The sequence below is a fragment of the Streptomyces aurantiacus genome, from assembly GCF_027107535.1.
Taxonomy (GTDB): domain Bacteria; phylum Actinomycetota; class Actinomycetes; order Streptomycetales; family Streptomycetaceae; genus Streptomyces.
The window spans coordinates 7,264,329-7,283,780 of the sequence record NZ_CP114283.1 but is presented as its reverse complement, the minus strand read 5'-3'; the positions used below and the strand labels follow the sequence as shown (position 1 = coordinate 7,283,780).

15 protein-coding genes are annotated in these 19,452 nt (G+C 72.1%); 9 read left to right on the top strand and 6 right to left on the bottom strand.

Going from position 1 to position 19,452, the window contains the following annotated elements; all coding sequences use genetic code 11:
• Nucleotides 1-40: 40 nt before the first annotated feature.
• Entirely contained in the window at nt 41-1,786 is a 1,746-nt protein-coding gene (gene treZ / locus O1Q96_RS34250) for a malto-oligosyltrehalose trehalohydrolase (protein WP_269251851.1), read from the bottom strand.
• A gap of 180 nt (nt 1,787-1,966) precedes the next feature.
• On the opposite strand from treZ, the gene O1Q96_RS34245 reads away from it, so the two are divergent.
• From O1Q96_RS34245 to O1Q96_RS34235, 3 genes are all read left to right on the top strand, one after another.
• The gene (locus tag O1Q96_RS34245) at nt 1,967-2,524 is read left to right on the top strand and encodes an FHA domain-containing protein (RefSeq protein ID WP_269251850.1); all 558 of its coding nucleotides are present in this window, start codon (nt 1,967-1,969) and stop codon (nt 2,522-2,524) included.
• A 275-nt stretch (nt 2,525-2,799) separates the two neighbouring features.
• A complete protein-coding gene (locus O1Q96_RS34240) occupies nt 2,800-4,107 on the top strand; it encodes a M14 family zinc carboxypeptidase (protein ID WP_269251849.1) in 1,308 nt (435 codons plus the stop codon).
• Between the two features lie 42 nt (nt 4,108-4,149).
• Nucleotides 4,150-4,584, top strand: a complete 435-nt coding sequence (locus O1Q96_RS34235; protein WP_269251848.1) for an SSI family serine proteinase inhibitor — start codon at nt 4,150-4,152, stop codon at nt 4,582-4,584.
• Nucleotides 4,585-4,663: 79 nt separating this feature from the next.
• Here the strand turns inward: O1Q96_RS34235 and O1Q96_RS34230 are convergent, their stop codons facing one another.
• The 3 genes from O1Q96_RS34230 to glgX all read right to left on the bottom strand — a co-directional run bounded on the left by O1Q96_RS34230 (nt 4,664) and on the right by glgX (nt 10,754).
• The gene (locus O1Q96_RS34230; protein ID WP_269251847.1) at nt 4,664-5,914 is read right to left on the bottom strand and encodes a M14 family zinc carboxypeptidase; all 1,251 of its coding nucleotides are present in this window, start codon (nt 5,912-5,914) and stop codon (nt 4,664-4,666) included.
• A gap of 172 nt (nt 5,915-6,086) precedes the next feature.
• Complete coding sequence (gene treY / locus O1Q96_RS34225; RefSeq protein ID WP_269251846.1) at nt 6,087-8,486, bottom strand: malto-oligosyltrehalose synthase; 2,400 nt, start codon at nt 8,484-8,486, stop codon at nt 6,087-6,089.
• A gap of 159 nt (nt 8,487-8,645) precedes the next feature.
• Nucleotides 8,646-10,754: a glycogen debranching protein GlgX gene (gene glgX, locus O1Q96_RS34220; RefSeq protein ID WP_269251845.1), complete on the bottom strand. Its 2,109-nt coding sequence runs from the start codon at nt 10,752-10,754 to the stop codon at nt 8,646-8,648.
• A gap of 179 nt (nt 10,755-10,933) precedes the next feature.
• On the opposite strand from glgX, the gene O1Q96_RS34215 reads away from it, so the two are divergent.
• From O1Q96_RS34215 to O1Q96_RS34200, 4 genes are all read left to right on the top strand, one after another.
• Nucleotides 10,934-11,758 (top strand): Tat pathway signal sequence domain protein, encoded by an 825-nt coding sequence (locus O1Q96_RS34215; protein ID WP_269251844.1) that lies wholly within the window; start codon nt 10,934-10,936, stop codon nt 11,756-11,758.
• Nucleotides 11,759-11,841: 83 nt separating this feature from the next.
• On the top strand, nt 11,842-13,188 hold the full coding sequence (locus tag O1Q96_RS34210; RefSeq protein ID WP_269251843.1) for a copper amine oxidase: 1,347 nt from the start codon (nt 11,842-11,844) through the stop codon (nt 13,186-13,188).
• A 102-nt stretch (nt 13,189-13,290) separates the two neighbouring features.
• Complete coding sequence (locus tag O1Q96_RS34205) at nt 13,291-14,523, top strand: SAV2148 family HEPN domain-containing protein (protein ID WP_269251842.1); 1,233 nt, start codon at nt 13,291-13,293, stop codon at nt 14,521-14,523.
• Nucleotides 14,524-14,667: 144 nt separating this feature from the next.
• A complete protein-coding gene (locus O1Q96_RS34200; protein ID WP_269253846.1) occupies nt 14,668-15,390 on the top strand; it encodes a 3'-5' exonuclease in 723 nt (240 codons plus the stop codon).
• Between the two features lie 15 nt (nt 15,391-15,405).
• On the opposite strand, the gene O1Q96_RS34195 is transcribed toward O1Q96_RS34200, so the two are convergent.
• Together O1Q96_RS34195 and O1Q96_RS34190 are read right to left on the bottom strand one after the other, a co-directional pair.
• The gene (locus O1Q96_RS34195; protein ID WP_269251841.1) at nt 15,406-15,918 is read right to left on the bottom strand and encodes a YbaK/EbsC family protein; all 513 of its coding nucleotides are present in this window, start codon (nt 15,916-15,918) and stop codon (nt 15,406-15,408) included.
• Nucleotides 15,873-16,877, bottom strand: coding sequence for a DMT family transporter (locus O1Q96_RS34190; RefSeq protein WP_269251840.1), 1,005 nt, complete (start codon nt 16,875-16,877; stop codon nt 15,873-15,875). Before O1Q96_RS34190 ends, O1Q96_RS34195 begins: the two co-directional genes overlap by 46 nt.
• A 115-nt stretch (nt 16,878-16,992) precedes the next feature.
• Between O1Q96_RS34190 and O1Q96_RS34185 the strand changes: the two genes are divergently transcribed.
• Nucleotides 16,993-17,889 carry a LysR family transcriptional regulator gene (locus tag O1Q96_RS34185; protein WP_269251839.1) on the top strand — a complete coding sequence of 299 codons (897 nt, stop codon included), beginning with the start codon at nt 16,993-16,995 and terminating at the stop codon, nt 17,887-17,889.
• Between the two features lie 688 nt (nt 17,890-18,577).
• On the top strand, nt 18,578-19,141 hold the full coding sequence (locus O1Q96_RS34180; protein WP_269251838.1) for a peptidoglycan-binding domain-containing protein: 564 nt from the start codon (nt 18,578-18,580) through the stop codon (nt 19,139-19,141).
• The last annotated feature ends 311 nt before the right edge of the window (nt 19,142-19,452 follow it).

Sequence of the window (19,452 nt, the reverse complement as noted above, 5' to 3'; positions counted from 1 at the left end):
ACCGCGGCGCTCGTCCCGCCGCCCTGCCCGCCCGGCCGCCTCACCCCTGCACGAGCACCACGCACGACTCGCCGGGCAGGCCGAGCAGACCGTCCGCGCCGGGCAGTTCCACCGGCTCCCACGCGGCCAGCACGCGCGCGTGCCGGGTGCCCAGGGGAATCGCCGCGGGCACCTTGCCGAGGTTCACGGCCACCCGGACGTCACCGCGGCGGAAGGCGAGCCAGCGGGCGTCCTCGTCGAACGCGACCTTGACGTCCGCGAGATCGGGGTCCGTGAGGTCCGGCTGGGCGTGCCTCAGCGCGATGAGTTCGCGGTACCAGGCGAGTACGCGCGCGTGCAGCCCGCCCTCCGGCTCCGACCAGTCGAGGCAGGACCGGTCCCGGGTGCCGTGGTCCTGCGGGTCCGGGATGTCCTCCTCGGCCCACCCGTGTGCCGCGAACTCCCGCCGCCTGCCCCGGCGTACGGCTTCCGCGAGCTCCTTGTCCGTGTGGTCCGTGAAGAACTGCCAGGGCGTGCCCGCCGCCCATTCCTCGCCCATGAACAGCATCGGCGTGAACGGCCCGGTGAGCGTCAGCACGGCCGCGCAGGCCAGCAGGCCGGGGGAGAGGGAGGCCGCGAGCCGGTCGCCCAGAGCGCGGTTGCCGACCTGGTCGTGGGTCTGCGCGTAGCCGAGCAGACGGTGTCCGGCGACCCGGTCGAGATCCAGCGGACGGCCGTGCCGCCGGCCACGGAAACTCGAGTACGTGCCGTCGTGGAAGTAGCCCGCCGTCAGCGTCTTCGCCACCGCCGCGAGCGGGGAGCGGCCGAAGTCCGCGTAGTAGCCCTGCACCTCACCCGTCAGGGCGGTGTGCAGCGCGTGGTGGAAGTCGTCGTTCCACTGGGCGTGCAGCCCCAGCCCGTTCTCCTTGCGGGGCGTGATCAGCCGCGGGTCGCCGAGGTCCGATTCGGCGATGAGGAACAGCGGCCGGTCCAGCTCCCCGGAGAGCGCGTCCACGGCGGCCGACAGTTCCTCCAGGAAATGGCACGCGCGCGTGTCGTACAGCGCGTGCACCGCGTCCAGGCGCAGCCCGTCGAGCCGGTAGTCGCGCAGCCACGACAGCGCGCTGCCGAGCAGGAACGCGCGCACCTCGTCCGAACCGGGCGCGTCCAGGTTCACGGCCGAGCCCCAGGGGGTGTGGTGCGTCTCGGTGAAATACGGGCCGAACGCGGGCAGGTAGTTGCCGGACGGCCCCAGGTGGTTGTGCACGACGTCCAGCACGACACCCAGTCCGAGCTCGTGCGCCCGGTCGACGAAGCGCTTCAGGGCCTCCGGGCCGCCGTACGGCTCGTGCACGGCCCACAGCGACACCCCCTCGTACCCCCAGCCGTGCCGCCCCGGGAACGGGCACAGGGGCATCAACTCGACGTGGGTGACGCCCAGTTCCGCCAGATGCCCGAGCCGCTCGGCGGCCGCGTCCAGTGTGCCCTCGGGGGTGTACGTGCCCACGTGCAGCTCGTACAGCACGGCGCCCGGCAGCCCCCGCCCCGCCCACGCGGCACGCCAGGTGTACCGCTCCTGGTCGACGACCGCGCTCAGCCCGTCGGGGCCGTCCGGCTGGCGGCGCGAGCGCGGGTCCGGCAGCACCGGGCCGTCGTCCACCGCGAAGCCGTACCGCGTCCCGTCCTGCGCCTCGGCCTCTCCCGTCCACCACCCCACCCGCTCCGGATCGGGCTCCAGCGCGCGCGTGATGTCCGCGCAGTGGAGCGTCATGCGGTCGGCCTGTGGTGCCCACACCTCGAACTGCACGGACGGTTCCCCTCGTCTGCTCACCGTGACCTCGCCGGTCCCATGGTGCGTCACACGAGATCAATTCACCGGTGAATCCTCCCGATGGAACGACCGGAAACGGCCGAACCCGAAGCGCGCACTCCTCTGAAGTGGTGCGTTTTCTGGACACTCCGGCCGTGCTGCCAGACAATCTCCAGCGTGACGTCGTCCTTTGAGTTCCACACGTATCCCGCTCCCGCGCGGTTGTCGGACGCCGAGCGGGACAGGACACTGAAGGCCCTGCGGGAGGGCGCCGCGCTGGGAAGGCTCTCGCACGACACGTTCGTCCTGCGGATGGAGCTCGCTTTCGCCGCCCGCACCCTCGACGAACTCGCCGCGCTCACCGCCGACCTGCGCACCGAGAGCCGCTGGTCCCGGCTGCTGTTCGGCACGGTCGAGGGGGTCTCCGGATTCACCGTACGACTGCGCCGGGCCTGGCAGGCGGAGCGGCTCCCCAAGCTGCTGCTGCCCCGGCCCGAGAGCCCCTACCCGCTGCGCATAGGCCGGGACCCGGCCAGCGGCCTGCGGCTCAGTCACGAGACGGTGTCCCGGGTGCACGCCGAACTCACCCGCCAGAGCGGCCTGTGGGTGCTGCGCGACCTCGGCTCCACCAACGGCACCTCCGTGAACGGACGCCGGGTGATCGGCGCCGCCGTCGTCCAGGTCGGCGACCAGGTCGGTTTCGGCCGGATGACGTTCCGGCTCGCGGCGGACTAGACCCACCTCGGCGCACGTCGGAGCCGTCCCTGCCCGTCTTCGGGCCGGGGCGGGGCGTCGTACGCGAGCGGAACCCACACCTCCGCCCGGTGGTCCCCGCTGACGTGAACATCCCGCCCGCGCACCGGTGTTGACGTACCCCCGCAGTCGTGACTCACTGTGCGTACATCGTGCACACGAAGTGAACGACGGCCACTCGCTGCGGAGGTAAGACCCTGCCGCCTCTCCTCCGCTACCCGTCCGTCGACGAACTGGGCCTCCGGGCGGCCGCGCTCGTGGACCGCCGCCCACGGGACGCCCGGCTGCGCCAAGTGGGCACGTCACGGGCCGGACTGCCGCTCCGGCTGCTGTCCGTCGGGCACGGCAGCCGCCAGGTCCTCGTCGTCGCCGGCCCCCACGCCAACGAACCGGTGGGCGGCGCCACCGTCCTGCGACTGGCCGAACGGGTCCTCGCCGACCCCCGGTTGTGCGACGGCGCCGACGTGACCTGGAACCTCCTGCTGTGCCTGGACCCCGACGGCTCACGCCGCAACGAGGGCTGGCTGTCGGGCCCGTACACACTCGGCCACCACTTCCGGCACTTCTTCCGGCCCGGCTTCATGGAGCAGCCGGAATGGCTGCCCGACGGCGCGGAGGGCGCCACTCTGCCGGAGACCCGCACCCTGCTCGCCCTCCAGGACGAGCTGCGCCCCTTCTTCCAGTGCTCCCTGCACGGCGTCGACGTGGGAGGCGGCTTCGTCGAGCTGACCCGCGACCTGCCGGGACTGGCGCCCCGCCTCGCGCACATCGCCACCCGTCTGGACATCCCGCTCGAACTCGGGCCGTACGACACGCTGTACTGGCCCACCCTGGGGCCGGCGGTCTACCGCATCCCGCCCCCGCGGCGCGGCGACCTGGCCGCGGCCATCACCGAGGCCGCCGTCGAGTCCACCTGGTTCCACCCGCACCCGTACGGCACGGTGACCGCGGTCGTCGAGGCCCCCATGTGGGGCGTGACGGCCGTGCAGGACGCCTCGGCGCCCGTCGACGCCGAGGAGACGCTGCGGGGCGTCAGCCGCACCCTGCGCCGCGACACGGCCCTCCTGGAGGAGCTGCTCGCCCGCATCCGCCCGTACCTGGGCACGGCCGGCGACGTGGACCGTCTCCTCGCGCCGGTCGACGACTACGTCCTGGTCTGCCCCGGTCTCGCCGACTCCTGGGACCCCGACACGGGCCCGGGCACGGACGCCGACGGCGGCGCCCGCCCGCTGCCGCCGCTCACCACGGCGCGGCTGACCGCGCTGCGCATCTCCGCGCGCCGGATAGCGCTGCGCACGGCCGGGCTCCTGCACCAGCTCGTGACCGCCTCCGGCCACGACCCGTCCGGCGCGACGGCGGATCTCGACCGGCTCATCGACGCGTGGTGCGCGGACTACCACGACGGCCACGGCGCACGCTGGATCCCGGTCGCGCGCCAGGCCGAGTACCAGGCGCGGGTGGTGCTCGCCGCGTTCGACCTGGCCCGCCGCCGGGGCCCCGCGTCCGGTCGCGGGGCGCGTCCGCTCGGCACGCCTCCGGTCAGGACCGAAGTGCCGTTCGAGTGAGTCGGGGTGGGCCCGGGGGCCTCGTGTGCCGATGCACAGGTCATGACGAACAAGCAGAAAGCGACAGCGGCGGTACGGGCCTGTCTGCTGGCCGCCTGCGCACTCCTCGTGGCGGGGCCGGTGCCGGCCCGGGCGGCGGCCCTCCCGGAGTCGGTCCCGGGCAACTGGCTCTACGTGACGGTCACCCGCGGCGACGCCCGCTCCTTTGACACCCGCGGCACGCTCCTGCTGTGCGACCCGCCCCAGGGACACGCGCAGGCCGTACGCGCCTGCGCGGAACTCGGGGCCGCGCACGGGGACGTCGGCCGGATCCCGCTCCGGGACGCCTACTGCCCGATGGTCCACGCACCGGTGGCGGCCTCCGCGCGCGGCGAGTGGGGCGGCCGCACGGTCACGTACGGGGAGACGTTCTCCAACTCGTGCGTGATGGCCGCGCGGACAGGGGCGGTGTTCGCGCTCCCGCACCGGTCCGGCTGACCCGACCGGTCCGGTCCGGCCCGACCGACCGACCGGCTTGAGGCAGCCGACTGGGCGGGCCGCCCGCCTCACGTCTGCCTCATGCCACCCGGTCCCGGGCGTGGCGGGCCGCGGCCACCACCGTGCGGCTCTGGTGCTCGACCTGATGCTCCAGCGGCACCCAGCGGGCCCGGAAGCGTTCGGCGAAGGCCTCGCTCCAGGACCCGACCAGGTGCTCCAGCCGGGGCACGGCGTGGTCGTCCGCCTCCTGGAGCACGCGCAGGAGCATCGCCGCGGCCCGCAGCGGGAGCCGGCGGCCGAACGCGTCCACGCTGCCCACGTGCGCCATCGTGGTGTCCACAGGCGGTGTCCGGACCCAGTCGCCGGCCAGCCCCGGCACCAGCTCCAGCGCCCACTTGGCGGCGCGCAGCAGCGGCCCGTCGGGTCCGTCGAGGCGTGGCAGCGCGTCGACGAGGACGGTTTCGACCTGGTGCGCGTCCCTGAGGAGACGGCGTGCCAGGCGCCGCATCGCCGCCGCCGGCGCCGGATGCGGCGCGGGGTCGTCCACCAGGTCGCTCGCCCACATCGGCACCTCGACGACCGCGGTCAGACCGCCGTACCGGTGGGCGCGGTACCAGGTGCTGTGCCGGGCGTCGTCCGGCATGCTCGGGTACACCGTGTCCGAGCCGGGCGCGGGCATCACATGCACCCCCGGTCCGGAGGCGGGCCAGCCCGCGGCGTCCGAGGCGCCCGTCTCGACCGGGATGTTCAGTTCCGCCGCGGACTTGGCGAACGGCTCGGCCAGGCCCGGGATGTCCTTGGTGAGCTGCACCCAGCTGCCGCCCAGGTCGGTGCCGTGGAGGGTGACCTGGAGATAGGGGCGCAGTTCGTCGATGACCCGGATGAGGGTGCGGGTCTCGGGCGGCAGCCGGTCCGGCGGCAGCACGGAGGGCGACCACTCGGGCTGCTCGGGTCCGGCGGGGCGGAAGAAGCCGAGGTGGTAGTCGAGCAGGGTGCGCGGCGCCGGCGTCACATGGAGGCTCGCGCCGTCCGGGTCCGCGCAGAGCAGGAAGTGCCAGGAGGTGTCCGCCCGCAACCGCTGCTCGCGCAGGACCCGCTCGGCCAGTGCCAGCAGGGTGGAGCCGCCGGTCGGCTCGTTGGCGTGAGCGCCGGCGACGACCAGCACCGAGCGCCGGGCGTGGCCCACGGACAGCAGGTGCAGGGGCCGGCCGGCCCGCGAGGCGCCGATCTGCCGGAGCGTGCACAGGCCCGGCCGATGGGCCGCCAGGCCCCCGGCGGAGTGGACGAGTTCGGTCACACTGGGGTACCGCTGCTCCGGCAGGAGACTCACCCCCGACTTGGTCCGCCCTGCGTCGCAATTCGCAGTACTCCACGGACTGGATGAACTGTCAAGGATGTCGAGGGGCGCCTCCGGGGAGCGCCCGGCAGCATTCACCGGCAGCCGGGGGACTTCGCTCCGGGCACCCGGATCCTGACCGGCACGGGCACTCCGGCGCCGCCGGTCAGGCGCCCTCGGCGGCACCCTCCGGCACCCGCTCCAGCAGCACCACGGGCAACCGGCCGAAAAGCGCGTCCACGCGCGCGTGCCCGGTGAACTCCCGCCCCGGGGTGAGCAGGTCGGCCCACCGACCCGAGGGCAGCGGCAGCACCGTGTCGCGCCAGCCGCCCTCCTCCAGCCGCAGGGACAGCCGGGTGACGGCCGTGACCACCTCTCCGGAGCGCGTGAACGCCAGACAGTGCGCGGCCCCCGGGCCCCGGGCGGGCAGCGGCGCGTACGCCGCCGCTTCGCCGAAGACCGCCGGGCGGCGCCGGCGCAGCCGCAGCGCGGCCGTCGTGAGGGCGGCCTTCTCGGCGGACAGGCCGCCCGGGTCCTTCGGCGGGAAGGGCGCGGGCCGCCGGTTGTCCGGGTCCACCAGGGCCCGGTACTCGGACTCCGTGCCCTGGTACAGGTCCGGCACGCCCGGCATCGTCAGGTGCACCAGGGCGGCCCCGAGGACGTTGGACCGCACGTACGGCTCCAGGGAGCTTCTGAACTCGGCGACGAGCCGCCCGGGCGCGCCGCACGGGCCCGCTTCGAGGAAGGCCTCCACGGCGTCCTCGTACGCGGGGTCCTGCTCGGTCCACGCGGTGGCGAGGCCCGCCTCCCGGACGTGCTTGAGCAGTGCGCCCTTGAGCCGCTCCCCGTCCGCGGGGCCCAGTCCGACCGCGGTCTGCCACGCGGCCCAGGCCACCTGCGGATCGGGCGCGCCCACTCCCTCGGCGGCCGTGCGCGCGGTCACTTCGGCGAGCAGGTCGGCCCAGCGCGAGGGGGCCTGTGTGAGGACGGAGACCGCGGCCCGTACGTCGGCGCTGCGCTTCGTGTCGTGCGTGGACAGCACGGTGCCGCTCAGGGGCCAGTCGCGCTGCACGCGCGCGCAGTACGCGTGGAAGACCTCGGGCGACACCGCCGGCGCCCCCGGCTCGCCGCCCACCTCGGTCGCCGACAGCAGCGGCACGTACCGGTAGAACGCCGTGTCCTCCACGGACTTGGCCCGCAGCGCCGACGAGGTCTGCGCGAACCGGGCCCGGAACGCCTCGTGCCCGGGCCCGTCGCCGGCGCGGCCCAGCACCAGGTCCCGTACGAGGTCCACGGCGTGGGCCTCCTCGGGCACCCTGAAGGCCTGCCTCGCCTCGTCCGCTGCCGCCTCGGTGACGACCGACGAGGCGTCCTGGGAGGCGTACGGGCGGTAGACCTCCATGCGGACGAGGAGCTCCCGCAGCGCGGTGCGCAGGGCCCAGGGGGCGCGGTCGCGCAGGGCCGGGTCGTCGGACGTGCGGCACAGCCGGTCCGCCTCGCGCGTGAGCCGCTCGACCTCGGCGGCCAGTTCGTGATGGACCACCTTGTACGCGGCCCGTCGCACGGTCGCCTCCCAGACGCCCCCACGGTCGGCCTGGGGGGCCGCGAACCGCCGGTACTGGCCCAGGAGCTCTCCGGCGCCCGCCGGGTCCGTGAAGAGGCCGTCCACGTGCCGCAGCGCGTCGTAGCCGGTGGTGCCCGCGACCGGCCAGGCGGCGGGCAGCGGTTCGCCGTCCGCGAGGATCTTCTCGACGACCGTCCAGCGCCCGCCCGTCGCCTCGTGGAGGCGTCGCAGATAGGCGTCCGGGTCGGCGAGGCCGTCCGGATGGTCGATCCGCAGCCCGTCGACCACCCCGTCGTCCAGCAGCTCCAGGATCTTGGCGTGCGTGGCCGCGAAGACCTCCGGGTCCTCGACGCGCACCCCGATGAGCTCCGAGATGCTGAAGAACCGCCGGTAGTTGAGCTCGGTGCGGGCCAGCCGCCACCACGCCGGTCGGTACCACTGCGCGTCCAGCAGTGCGGGCAGAGGCAGGTCCCCGGTGCCGGCCCGCAGGGGGAACGCGTGGTCGTGGTAGCGCAGCACGTCCCCGTCGACCACCAGGGCGTCCGTCTCCTCGCCGAGCGGCCCGCCGAGCACCGGCAGGAGTACGCGCCCGTCCTGCGCCTGCCAGTCGATGTCGAACCAGTGTGCGTACGGCGAGCCGGGGCCCTCGCGCAGCACCTCCCACAGGGCGCGGTTGTGGCGCGGGGCCATCGCCATGTGGTTCGGCACGATGTCCACCACCAGCCCGAGACCGTGCTCGCGCGCGGCGCGCGACAGGGACCGCAGCCCCTCCTCGCCGCCGAGCTCGTCCCGCACGCGCGCGTGGTCCACGACGTCGTAGCCGTGCCCGGAACCCGGGACCGACTCCAGGACCGGCGACAGATGCAGGTGCGAGACGCCGAGCGACGCCAGATACGGCACGGCCGCCTCGGCCGCCCCGAACGGGAACTCCGGTTGCAGCTGGAGCCGGTAGGTGGCGGTCGGCGCGGCGGGGGCCACCGGGTCGGGGCGCTCAGGTGTCATGGGAACCTACGTACCCGTCCTGCCGCGTTTCGTGTCACCGACACGCCAACGCGCCCGCGGGGCGCGCGGCGACGAGCCGCACGCCCCCCGGCGGAGCCGCATGACGGCGCGGACCCGCGCCCCCGGGGGCGCGGGGTGCACCGGATTTCGATGCTCCGCCTAGGTCGGGCGCTGCAGCACCATCATGCTGCGGTCCACCAGTGGCAGCCGGTCGCCCGCCCGCACCTTCTCGCCCGTCCCGGCCTCGACACCGCCGGCCCGGGCGGTGTCGACGACCACCTGCCACTGCTGCCCGTGGTTGACCGGCACCACGAACTCCAGCGTCTTGGGCGAGGCGTTGAACAGCAGCAGGAACGAGTCGTCGCTGATCCGCTCACCGCGCGGGCCCGGTTCCGAGATGGCGTTGCCATTGAGGAACACCGACAGCGCCCGCGCCTGCGTGGAGTCCCAGTCGTCCTGGGTCATCTCCTTGCCGGCCGGGGTGAACCAGGCGATGTCGGACAGCTCGTCGTGGGTGCCCTCCACCGGCCGCCCGTGGAAGAACCGGCGCCGCCGGAACACCGGGTGCTCGCGCCGCAGCCGCACCAGCGCGCGCGTGAACTCCAGCATCTCGCTGCCGTCCTCGGGCCACGGCACCCAGGACAGCTCCGTGTCCTGGCAGTACGCGTTGTTGTTGCCGTCCTGCGTACGCGCGAACTCGTCGCCGTGACTGAGCATCGGCACGCCCTGGGAGAGCAGCAGCGTGGCGGTGAAGTTGCGCATCTGGCGCCCGCGCAGCTCCAGGACCCGCGGATCGTCGGTGTCGCCCTCGGCCCCGCAGTTCCACGACCGGTTGTGGCTCTCGCCGTCGCGGTTGTCCTCGCCGTTCGCCTCGTTGTGCTTCTCGTTGTACGACACCAGGTCGTGCATCGTGAAGCCGTCGTGGCAGGTGACGAAGTTGATGGAGGCCAGCGGGCGCCGCCCGTCGTCCTGGTAGAGGTCCGAGGACCCCGTCAGCCGGGACGCGAACTCGGCGAGCGTCTGCGGCTCGCCCCGCCACATGTCCCGTACGGTGTCGCGGTACTTCCCGTTCCACTCGGTCCACAGCGGTGGGAAGTTGCCCACCTGGTAGCCGCCCTCGCCGACGTCCCAGGGTTCGGCGATCAGCTTCACCTGCGAGACCACCGGGTCCTGCTGCACGAGGTCGAAGAACGACGACAGCCGGTCCACCTCGTGGAACTGCCGGGCCAGCGTCGCCGCGAGGTCGAAGCGGAACCCGTCCACGTGCATCTCGGTGACCCAGTACCGCAACGAGTCCATGATCAGCTGGAGCACGTGCGGGGAGCGCATGAGCAGTGAGTTGCCCGTCCCCGTGGTGTCCATGTAGTAGCGGGGATCGTCGGTGAGGCGGTAGTACGAGGCGTTGTCGAGGCCCTTGAAGGAGAGCGTCGGCCCGAGGTGGTTGCCCTCGGCGGTGTGGTTGTAGACCACGTCGAGGATGACCTCGATGCCCGCCTCGTGCAGCGCCCGGACGGCCGACTTGAACTCCAGGACCTGCTGTCCGCGGTCGCCCCAGGACGCGTACGCGTTGTGGGGGGCGAAGAAGCCGATCGTGTTGTAGCCCCAGTAGTTGTTGAGGCCCATGTCGACCAGGCGGTGGTCGTTCACGAACTGGTGAACGGGCATCAGTTCCAGTGCCGTGACGCCCAGTTCGGTCAGGTGTTCGATGACGGCCGGATGGGCGAGCGCCGCGTACGTACCGCGCAGCTCGTCGGGCAGCCCCGGGTGCCGCATCGTCAGGCCCTTCACATGGGCCTCGTAGAGCAGCGTGTGGTGGTACTCCGTGCGCGGGCGCCGGTCGTCGCCCCAGTCGAAGTAGGGGTTGACCACCACCGAGCTCATCGTGTGGGGCGCCGAGTCCAGGTCGTTGCGCTTGCCCGGCGAGCCGAAGTGGTAGCCGTACACCTCCTCGCCCCACTCGATGCCACCGCTTATGGCCTTCGCGTAGGGGTCGAGGAGCAGCTTCGCGGAGTTGCAGCGCTGCCCGCGCTCCGGCGCGTACGGACCGTGCACGCGAAAGCCGTACCGCTGGCCCGGCATGATGCCGGGCAGGTACGCGTGCCGTACGAACGCGTCGGTCTCGCGCAGCTCTACCGCTGTCTCCGAGCCGTCGTCATGGAGCAGACACAGCTCGATCCGGTCCGCGGCCTCCGAGAAGACCGCGAAGTTCGTGCCGGCGCCGTCGTACGTGGCACCGAGTGGGTACGCCTGTCCAGGCCAGACCTGCATGGATGCAACTCTTCCAGTTGTGCGACGCCGCGGAGGGCGACTCCCGCCCGAGTGTCTCCGAAACTGATGGAACCACCTATGACTTACCTCCCTCTTACCGGTCGACCAGTGCATACGCGGTATGCCGAACCAGCGGGACTCGAGCGACTCCTAGAGATACAGGGGGAGTAGGGGGAAATGTGCGCACAATAGTGCACCGCCATCTGGGCAAGGTGGTGGCGGGCGCGGCCATAGCGGTCGCGGGAACCGCCGTGATGGTCGGAATCACCCTGCCGGGCTCGGCGGGCGCGGACGACTCCGGCGGCCAGGGCACCGGCCAGACCACCCAGCAGGCCGGTCAGGCCCAGGGGCAGGGCCAGGGTCAGGGTCAGGGCGCCGTGCAGCCGGGAGTCGTCGAGGACGTCCCGGCCGACGGTGAGAAGGGCAAGGGGCGCGACCCGCTCACCGGCGACGAGACCGAGCGTGTCGAGAAGCTCGCTCTGGACCGTCAGCTCCTGCGCTCCAGCGAGAACGTCGAGGGCGACAAGGGTCCGCAGCGGATCACCGTCGACCTCGCCGAGCCCGAGCTGGAAGAGCTGGACGACCCGAACGCGCCCCGGCGCGCCGAGGTGTCGTTCTACGACTACAAGGACGACTCGCTCGTCACGAAGACCGTCAACCTGGACACCGGCAAGGTCGAGGCGACCGACACCCAGCACGGTGTCCAGCCGCCGCTCAGCCGCGCCGAGACCGTCGAGGCCGCTCAGCTCCTGATCGCCGACCCGCTGGGCGCCGGCCTGAAGGCGGACTTCAAGGACGCGACCGGCAAGGCGCTGACCTCCCCCGACCAGCTGATGCTCAACAGCATGGTCTTCCGGGCGAACGCGGGCACGCCGGCCGCCCTCACCGACTGCGGCAAGCACCGCTGCCTGCGGCTCTTCGTGAAGGCGAAGAACGGGCCCTGGATCGACAGCCGTGACCTGGTGATCGATCTCAGCGCCCGGAAGGTCGCCAAGGTCGGCTGAGTCCTCTCGGTCCACCGGCCTCCTTCCGTCGGCCCCACTTCACCTTTCCCACTTTCCTGCTTGTGCAAGGGAGTCATTTCTTCATGCGCGTTAAGAACTCGCTCGGGGGCCTCCGGTCGCGGGGCATCAGCCGCGCCCGCAGGCGGACGGCGGTCGGCCTCTCGGTGGCCGCCCTGACCGTCGGCGCCACGACGGTCGCGGGACCGGCCGTCGCCCAGACCAGAGCCGCGCCGGCGGCCGCCGCCGACTGCAGCGCGGCGTACAAGATCGAGCAGAAGCTCGCCACCGGCACCACCTGGACGATGTGCTGGCACTACGAGAGCGAGGCCGGGCTCGTCCTGGAGAACGTCTCGTACCAGCCGAAGGGCGAAGCCGCCCCCATCCGCGTCCTGACGAGTGCGAAGCTCGCCCAGATCCACGTCCCGTACGACGACGGGTCGGTCGAGTACGACGACCTCACGGGCGCCGGATTCGGCCAGGGCCTGATGAACATGGCCCCCGGGGAGTGCCCCGGCGGCACCATCAAGACCGTCAAGGTCCCCGACTCCTGGGACCCGGACCAGCCCGACGTCAAGGGGCTGTGCACCACGACCCGCTCCCGCGGCCACGCCTACCGCATGCAGGGCGACTCGGCGAGCAAGGTCTTCCAGGAGCAGGGCAAGGACCTGCTCGTCTACACCGTCAACCAGGTCGGCTGGTACGAGTACATAACCGAGTGGCGCTTCCAGGACGACGGCACCATCAACATGAACGTCGGTGCCACCGGCAGCCTCTCGCCCGGTGACTACGACGCCGGCGACGGCCGCGGCTGGCCGATCGGCAAGGGCGCCAAGTCGTACGCCACCAGCCACAGCCACAACGTCTTCTGGCGGCTCAACTTCGGCCTCGACGGCAACTCCAAGAACAAGGTCGAGCAGTACGACTCCGTCGTCAGCCCGCCCGCGCAGGGCGGCCAGGCCCCGCGCAACAAGACCACCCGCAAGAAGATCACCAAGGAACTCGCGGGCGACGCCAAGAACATGCGCTGGTGGCGCGTCGTCAGCACGACGGGCAAGAACAAGGACAATCACGCCCGTTCGTACGAGTTCGTCCCGGGCGCCACCTCCAAGTACCCGGGCCGCAGCTACACCAAGCACGACGTCTACTTCACCCAGTACAAGAAGTGCGAGCAGTTCGCCAGCCACAACCTGCGCAACTGCGGTGCCGGAGCGGGCAAGTCCGTCGACAAGTGGGTCAACGGGCAGGCCCTCACACACCCCGTGGGCTGGGTGAACATCGGATTCCACCATGTCGCCCGGGACGAGGACCAGCAGCCCATGCCGGTCCACTGGCAGGGCTTCCAGCTCGCCCCGCGGGACGTCACCGCTATGAATCCGCTCACTCCGCCGGAGCTGGCCGATCAGAACGGCCAACCAGAAGACGGTAGTTGAGAAACGACCTGTCCATCCGGCTGCACCGCTCGCCGCTCCCGGAGTACCCTTCCTTGATCGTTGGCCGGGGGAGTGCTCGGGGGAGCGGAAGGCGGTGTGCGGGTGGGGTCCGGAGGGCTGGAGCTGCCCCCTGGTGACGGCGGTCACGAGGGGAGCTCCACGGATGCCCCACCCGGAGCGGTGTCCCTCGCGCGGCCGATGGAGATCGGCGCGGAGCTGGACTGGGGCACCGACGCCTGGCGTGAGGTGCGTACGCGCGCTCAGCGAGCCGGGCGCGCCTACATCTGGCTGAATCTCGTCGAACAGCGGCTGCGCGCGGTCGTGGCCGCTGTTCTGCGTCCGATCTACGAACCCGTTCACGGCGAGGACGACTGGGTGGTCGCCGCCGCCGGGCCCGCCGGCCAGGAATGGGTCCAGCGCGCTGTCGCCGTACGCGAAGTCAGCCGCCGCAAGGGCTACTTGCTCGACCCCGCCGACGACAACGTCCTGAGCTTCCTCACGTTGCCGCAGCTGCGCGAACTGATGGTGCAGCACTGGCCGTGCTTCGAGCCGTACTTCGACGAGCGCCGGGACGTCGAACTCGCCCTGGACGAACTGGAAGTCACCCGTAACGTCGTCTCGCGGAACAGGGCCCTGTCGGAGGCCGTCCTCGGACAGGCGGAGCGCGCCTCCGCCAAGCTCCTGGAGATACTCGGCGCGGGCAGTGACGTACCGTCCGCGCGCCGGCTGCCCGTCGACGCCGTCGAGGAACTGGTCGGTGACCGGTACGCGGACGTGGTGGGCGTGCACTCGGACCGGGTGCGGCTGCTGCGGCAGTTCCCCGCCGAGGACCTGTTCGGCGGGGCCCGCCGCCTCGACGCGACCGGCATCGGCCTGAACCTCCTCGTGCAGAACTTCTCGGGGCGACGGCTCGTGCGGCTGGCCGAGTCCGGCTGCCGGACGCGGCTGCTGTTCCTCAACCCGGCGTCCAGCGCGGTGAAGCGGCGTGAGCGTGAACTCGGTATCAAGCGGGGCGAGTTGAGCCGTTCTGTCGAGATGAACATCCTGCACATGCGCCGGGTCCGGGCCCGGCTGCGCGACCCCGGGGCCTTCGAGATCCAGGTCTACGACGAGACGCCCCGCTTCACGGCGTACCTCGTGGACGGGGACGGCTCGGACGGGGTCGCGGTCGTGCAGTCGTACCTGCGCCGGACGCGCGGGATGGAGGCGCCCGTGCTCGTGCTGCGGGGTGGAGGGCGAGTGCTCAAGCCGGACACGGCCGGTGAAGAAGGTCTTTTCGGGACGTACCGCGAGGAGTTCGAGGTGGCCTGGGCGGATTCGCGGCCTGTGTCCTGACCTTCCGCGACCGCGTCCCACGCGTCCGCCGCGGGCTTCCCGGGCGTGCGGCCGCCACGAAGCGGAATGCGGTCCTCGGATTGTCAGTGGCCCATGGGATCGTGGAGATCACTGGGGGAACGCACCACGAAGAAGGGGGCCGGCATGGGCTGGCACGGGGAGCTGCTGGTCGGCTTCGACCTGGAGACGACGGGGACTGATCCGCGCGAGGCGCGCATCGTCACCGGAGCGGTGATAGAGGTCCGGGGCGGAGAGCCGGCCGGGCACCGGGAGTGGCTCGCCGATCCGGGGGTGGAGATCCCGGCGGACGCGGTGGCGGTGCACGGGATCAGCAACGAGAGAGCGGCGGCCGAGGGCAGGCCCGCCGACCAGGTGGCGGACGCGATCGCCTCGGTGCTCGTCTCGTACTGGCAGACGGGCGTCCCGGTCGTGGCGTACAACGCGGCCTTCGACCTGACCCTGCTCTCCGCCGAACTGCGGCGGTACGGACTGCCGTCACTGCGCGAGCGGCTCGGCGGCACCGACCCCGCGCCGGTCATCGACCCGTACACCATCGACCGCTCCGTGGACCGCTACCGCCGCGGCAAGAGGAACCTCGAAGCGGTCTGCTCGGAGTACGGCGTCCGGCTCGAAGCGGCCCACGACGCCTCGGCGGACGCCCTGGCCGCGGCCCGGCTGGCCGCCGCGATAGCCGCCCGCCACCCCAAGGTGGCCGTCCTCGGCCCGGCGGAACTGCACCGCCGCCAGATCGAGTGGTACGCGCAATGGGCCGCCGACTTCCAGAGCTTCCTGCGCCGCAAGGGGGACGCGGCGGCCGTGGTGGACGGGACCTGGCCGGTGCGGGACCTGGCGGACGAGCGGGTCTGAGCCGGGCCTCCTCCGTCAGGCGGCGGCGGGGCTCGCGATGCGCTCGACGCGCGGCCCGGCCAGCCGGGCGTAGTCGGCACCCGAGACGACCAGGGAGCGGTCGAGACGGGCCGCGTTGAAGTAGAGGCGCGGCCGGGACACGACGTCCGGGTCCGCGACGACTTCGAGGTCCGCGTCGAAGCTGAACGGCAGGACGGTGCCGGGCACGGAGCGGGCGAGCCGCTCCGCGGTGGCCGCGTCGCTGAACCCGGCGTAGCGGGCGGCGTAGAGCGTCCGGACGGCGTCGAGGTCCACGCGCCGGTCCCCGGGGACGACCGCGAGGACGTTGCGGGTGGTTCTGCGGTCGACCTTGACCCGCAGGACGATGCACTTCGCGGCCTCGGACGCCGGGTGACCGCGCAGCGCGCAGACGGCCTCGGTGCTGCCCTCCGGCTCGTGGTCGATGAGTTCGTAGTCGACGGACGAGCTGTCCAGCAGGCTGATCAGACGCTCGTAGGTGTCGTGGGCGTGGTCGTCGTGGGCGGGCACGGGGTGTCCTCCAGGGAGTCGGTCCTGCTCGGCGGGTCGTTCGTGGCCGGTCGCGCGGTTCCCGGCGCCTTGGTGCGGACGGCGGCCCGGTGGGCGCGTTCCACGGACTGGCCCCAGTACGTTCCGGCGACCATCAGGGCCGCTCCGAGACCGGTCAGCGGCGTGAAGTGCTCGCCGGCGAGGCCGATTCCGATGGCCGCGGCCCAGATCGGCTCGGTCCCCAGCAGGAGGCTGGCCCGGCTGGCCGAGGTGCGCTGCACGGCCCAGGTCTGCGCGAGGAAGGCGAACACGCTGCAGAACAGCGCGAGATAGAGCAGCTGCGCCCAGCCCGCCGCGCCGACGTGGACGAGCGTGGGCAGTTCGCCGGCCGCGGGCACCAGGAACAGCCCCGTCCCGACGAGGGTCTGCACCGTGGTCAGCCGAAGCGGCCGGATCGCACGGCCCGCCGTGAGCCGGCCGACCAGCGCGACATGCCCCGCGCGTATCACCGCGGCGCCGAGCATCAGCAGGTCGCCGAGCCGGGGCGCGTGGAAGCCGTTGCCCGACATGAGGAGACCGACGGCCAGCAGACACACGCCGGCGGCCGCGTAGAAGGCCGGGGGCAGGCCGCCGCGGCCGCCGCCGCGGTCCAGAAGAGGGGTGATCACGATGGTCAGGCTGATGATGAGTCCCGCGTTGGCGGCGCTCGTGTGCGCGACACCGTACGTCTCCACGACCAGGACGGCCGCCTGGGTGACTCCCAGGGGAAGACCGATCCGGATCTCGTCGCGGGTCCACGGACCGGACCCGCGGTCGGCGGCGACCAGCCCGGCACAGGCGAGCGCGGACAGGGCGTACCGCGCGAACAGCACCACCAGGACGGGCAGCACGGCGGTCGCCGTCTGGGCCGAGAGATAGCTGGAACCCCAGACGAGGGCGACAAGGAGAAGTACCGCATCGGTACGGCGGGCATCAGGCACGCGCTCACCCTGCCCTCCACCGTCCCTGAAGCCCAGAGCCAACTTCTTAAACGATCCTTTAGCATCACTACATCGACTGCCGTGCCGGACCCAAGGCGATCCCGAGGCCGAGAACATGGACGAACGACAGCTGAGGATCCTGCGCGAGCTCGGCGAACTGGGCAGCGTCACGGCGGTCGCCGAGGCGCTGCTGGTCACGCCTTCGGCGATCTCCCAGCAATTGCGGCTGTTGCAGCGCGCGATTCCCGTACCACTCACCGAGCGCGTGGGACGGCGGCTGGCCCTCACGGACGCCGGGCAGGCGCTGGCAGGGGCCGCGATCGAGGTCGAGACGGCGCTGGAGCGGGCGCGGCACACCGTCGCGGAGTTCGTGGACCGGCCGGAGGGCGAGGTGTCGGTGGCGGCCTTCCACAGCGCGGCGTCGGCGTTCTTCCCCCTGCTGCTGCGGGCGCTGGCCGCACCCGGCGGGCCCCGGCTGTCCCTCGCCGACGCTGACGTGACGCAGGACGACTTCCCGCCGCTGACCAGGGAGTACGACCTCGTCCTCGCCCATCGCCTCGAACACACCCCGGGGTGGCCGCCCACCGTCACCGCCACGACGCTGCTGCGCGAACCGCTCGACGTGGCCATGCCCGCCGACCACCCGCTGGCCGTGAAACGGCGGCTCACCCCGCGCGACGTGGCCGACCAGCCCTGGATCACGGCGCACGACGGCTTCCCCGTCGTGGCCACCATCGACGCCATCGCCACGGCCGCGGGCCGTCCGCTGCGTCTCGCCCACCGCATCAACGAGTTCGCCGTGGTCGCCGAGGCCGTCGCCGCCGGCGGCGGCCTCGCCCTGATGCCCCGCTGGACGATGCGCCCGCATCCCGCGCTGGTCCTCAAGCCGCTCAGCGGTGTGCGGGCCCGCCGGCACATCGACGCGCTGCACCGCCCCGAGCGCACGGCCCGCAGGGCCGTCCGCACGGTGCTGGCCGAACTGCACCGGGCGGCCGGAACGATCCGCGGCTAGTGCTGGGACCGCATGGGTTCGCCGGTTTGCCGGTCGCGGCGGTTGGACGTGGGGTGACGTCCGGTCCGACCGCTGGAGGCGCGGTGGCTGAGCCCGTCCGTGTGCGCACCAGCACTCCGAGGTCCCCGACTACGGGCCCGCCCTGGAGCAGATGCGGACCGACGGCCGGCACGAGTGGCGCGAGCTCTCCGGCCGCGGCAGGATCAGCACCGCCGCCGGAACCGGCCACGACGACCACGTCGACCGCCCCGACCTCGCCATCAAGGCCATCCAGCGAGTCACCGCACAGGCCACGCCCCGCTGGTGGGCGCCGAGGAACTCCCACACGTATAACCCGCGCAACCCGCATGGCCCGTGCAACCTGCAACACGAAGGACCAGATCACCGATCTGGTCCTTCGTGCTTTGGCGGCCTGCCGTGATGCTCCCCTCCAGGGGGGAACGCGGGGTCCGGAGCCGCCGTCCGTCTCGGTTGCCGTGCCCAGGCAGTTGAGCAACGGCCTCTCGTCATAAGTCACTTGTGGGGCAAACGACCGACACACTCAGCGACCCGACCGGGCTACTGTCCCGTCGTACGGGGCTGACAGCGACCACAACAAAAGCCTCTTATCTCCTGCCGAGGTCGTAGACCAACTCGGCTTCATCCGTCCGAGCAAGCCCATTGGCCTGCTCTTTTGATCCGGAGACCCATGGCTTCCTCCAGCAAGATCCGCAGCGTCCTGCGCAAGACCGCGGTTCCCCTGACCGCCACACTCCTCGCCCTTGGCATCAGTGCCTCCATGACCACTCCCGCCTCGGCGTCCAACTCCTACAACGGCAACACCTACATCCAGGGCGCCGGAGTCTTCACGGACGACTGGACCGACGAGGGCATCGTCGCCGAGTTCGGGGGCTACAACCGGAATTCCAATGCCACGTGCCTGTGGCAGAAGATCGTCTTCTGGGCGGATTCTTCCACCGGGCACAGGGACCAGATCGACGGCTACTTCGGCCACAACACCACCCTTGCCACATATTCGTGGCAGGCCAACTACATGAGCCCCATTGACGCCGATGGCTCGGTAGGGAAGAACACCTGGGCCGCCGCGGGCAAGCGACTCAAGGACACGGACGGCGACGGGACGGTCGACAAGTACGACGGCCGGTACAGGGACATCGCGATCTCACGTGTCAACGGGGTCTACCACTTCGCCGACGCCGACGGCAACGACCGGAAGGCCAGCTACGACGCCCGAACCTGCACCATCGTCTAGTGCTGTGACCGCACGGGTTCGCCGGTTTGGTGGTCGCGGCGGTTGGATGTGGGGTGCCCTGCACGCCTACCTCAGGTGGCGCAACGCCAACGCCCGCCACCCAGGCGTCCTGGCCGCCGAACGCAAGGAACGCGCCCGAATCCGCAGAGAGAAGGGCGTCCGCTGGAGCGGACGCCCCCCTCGCCACCGCAGCCTGAACGCCCCGGCGAACCTATGCGGTCACAGCACCAGCGGCTCCGGCGAAGCCCAACGCGGTCGCGCGGCGCCCCGAAGGGGGCGCGGGGAACCGCGCGATCAGCCACGAGGCACCC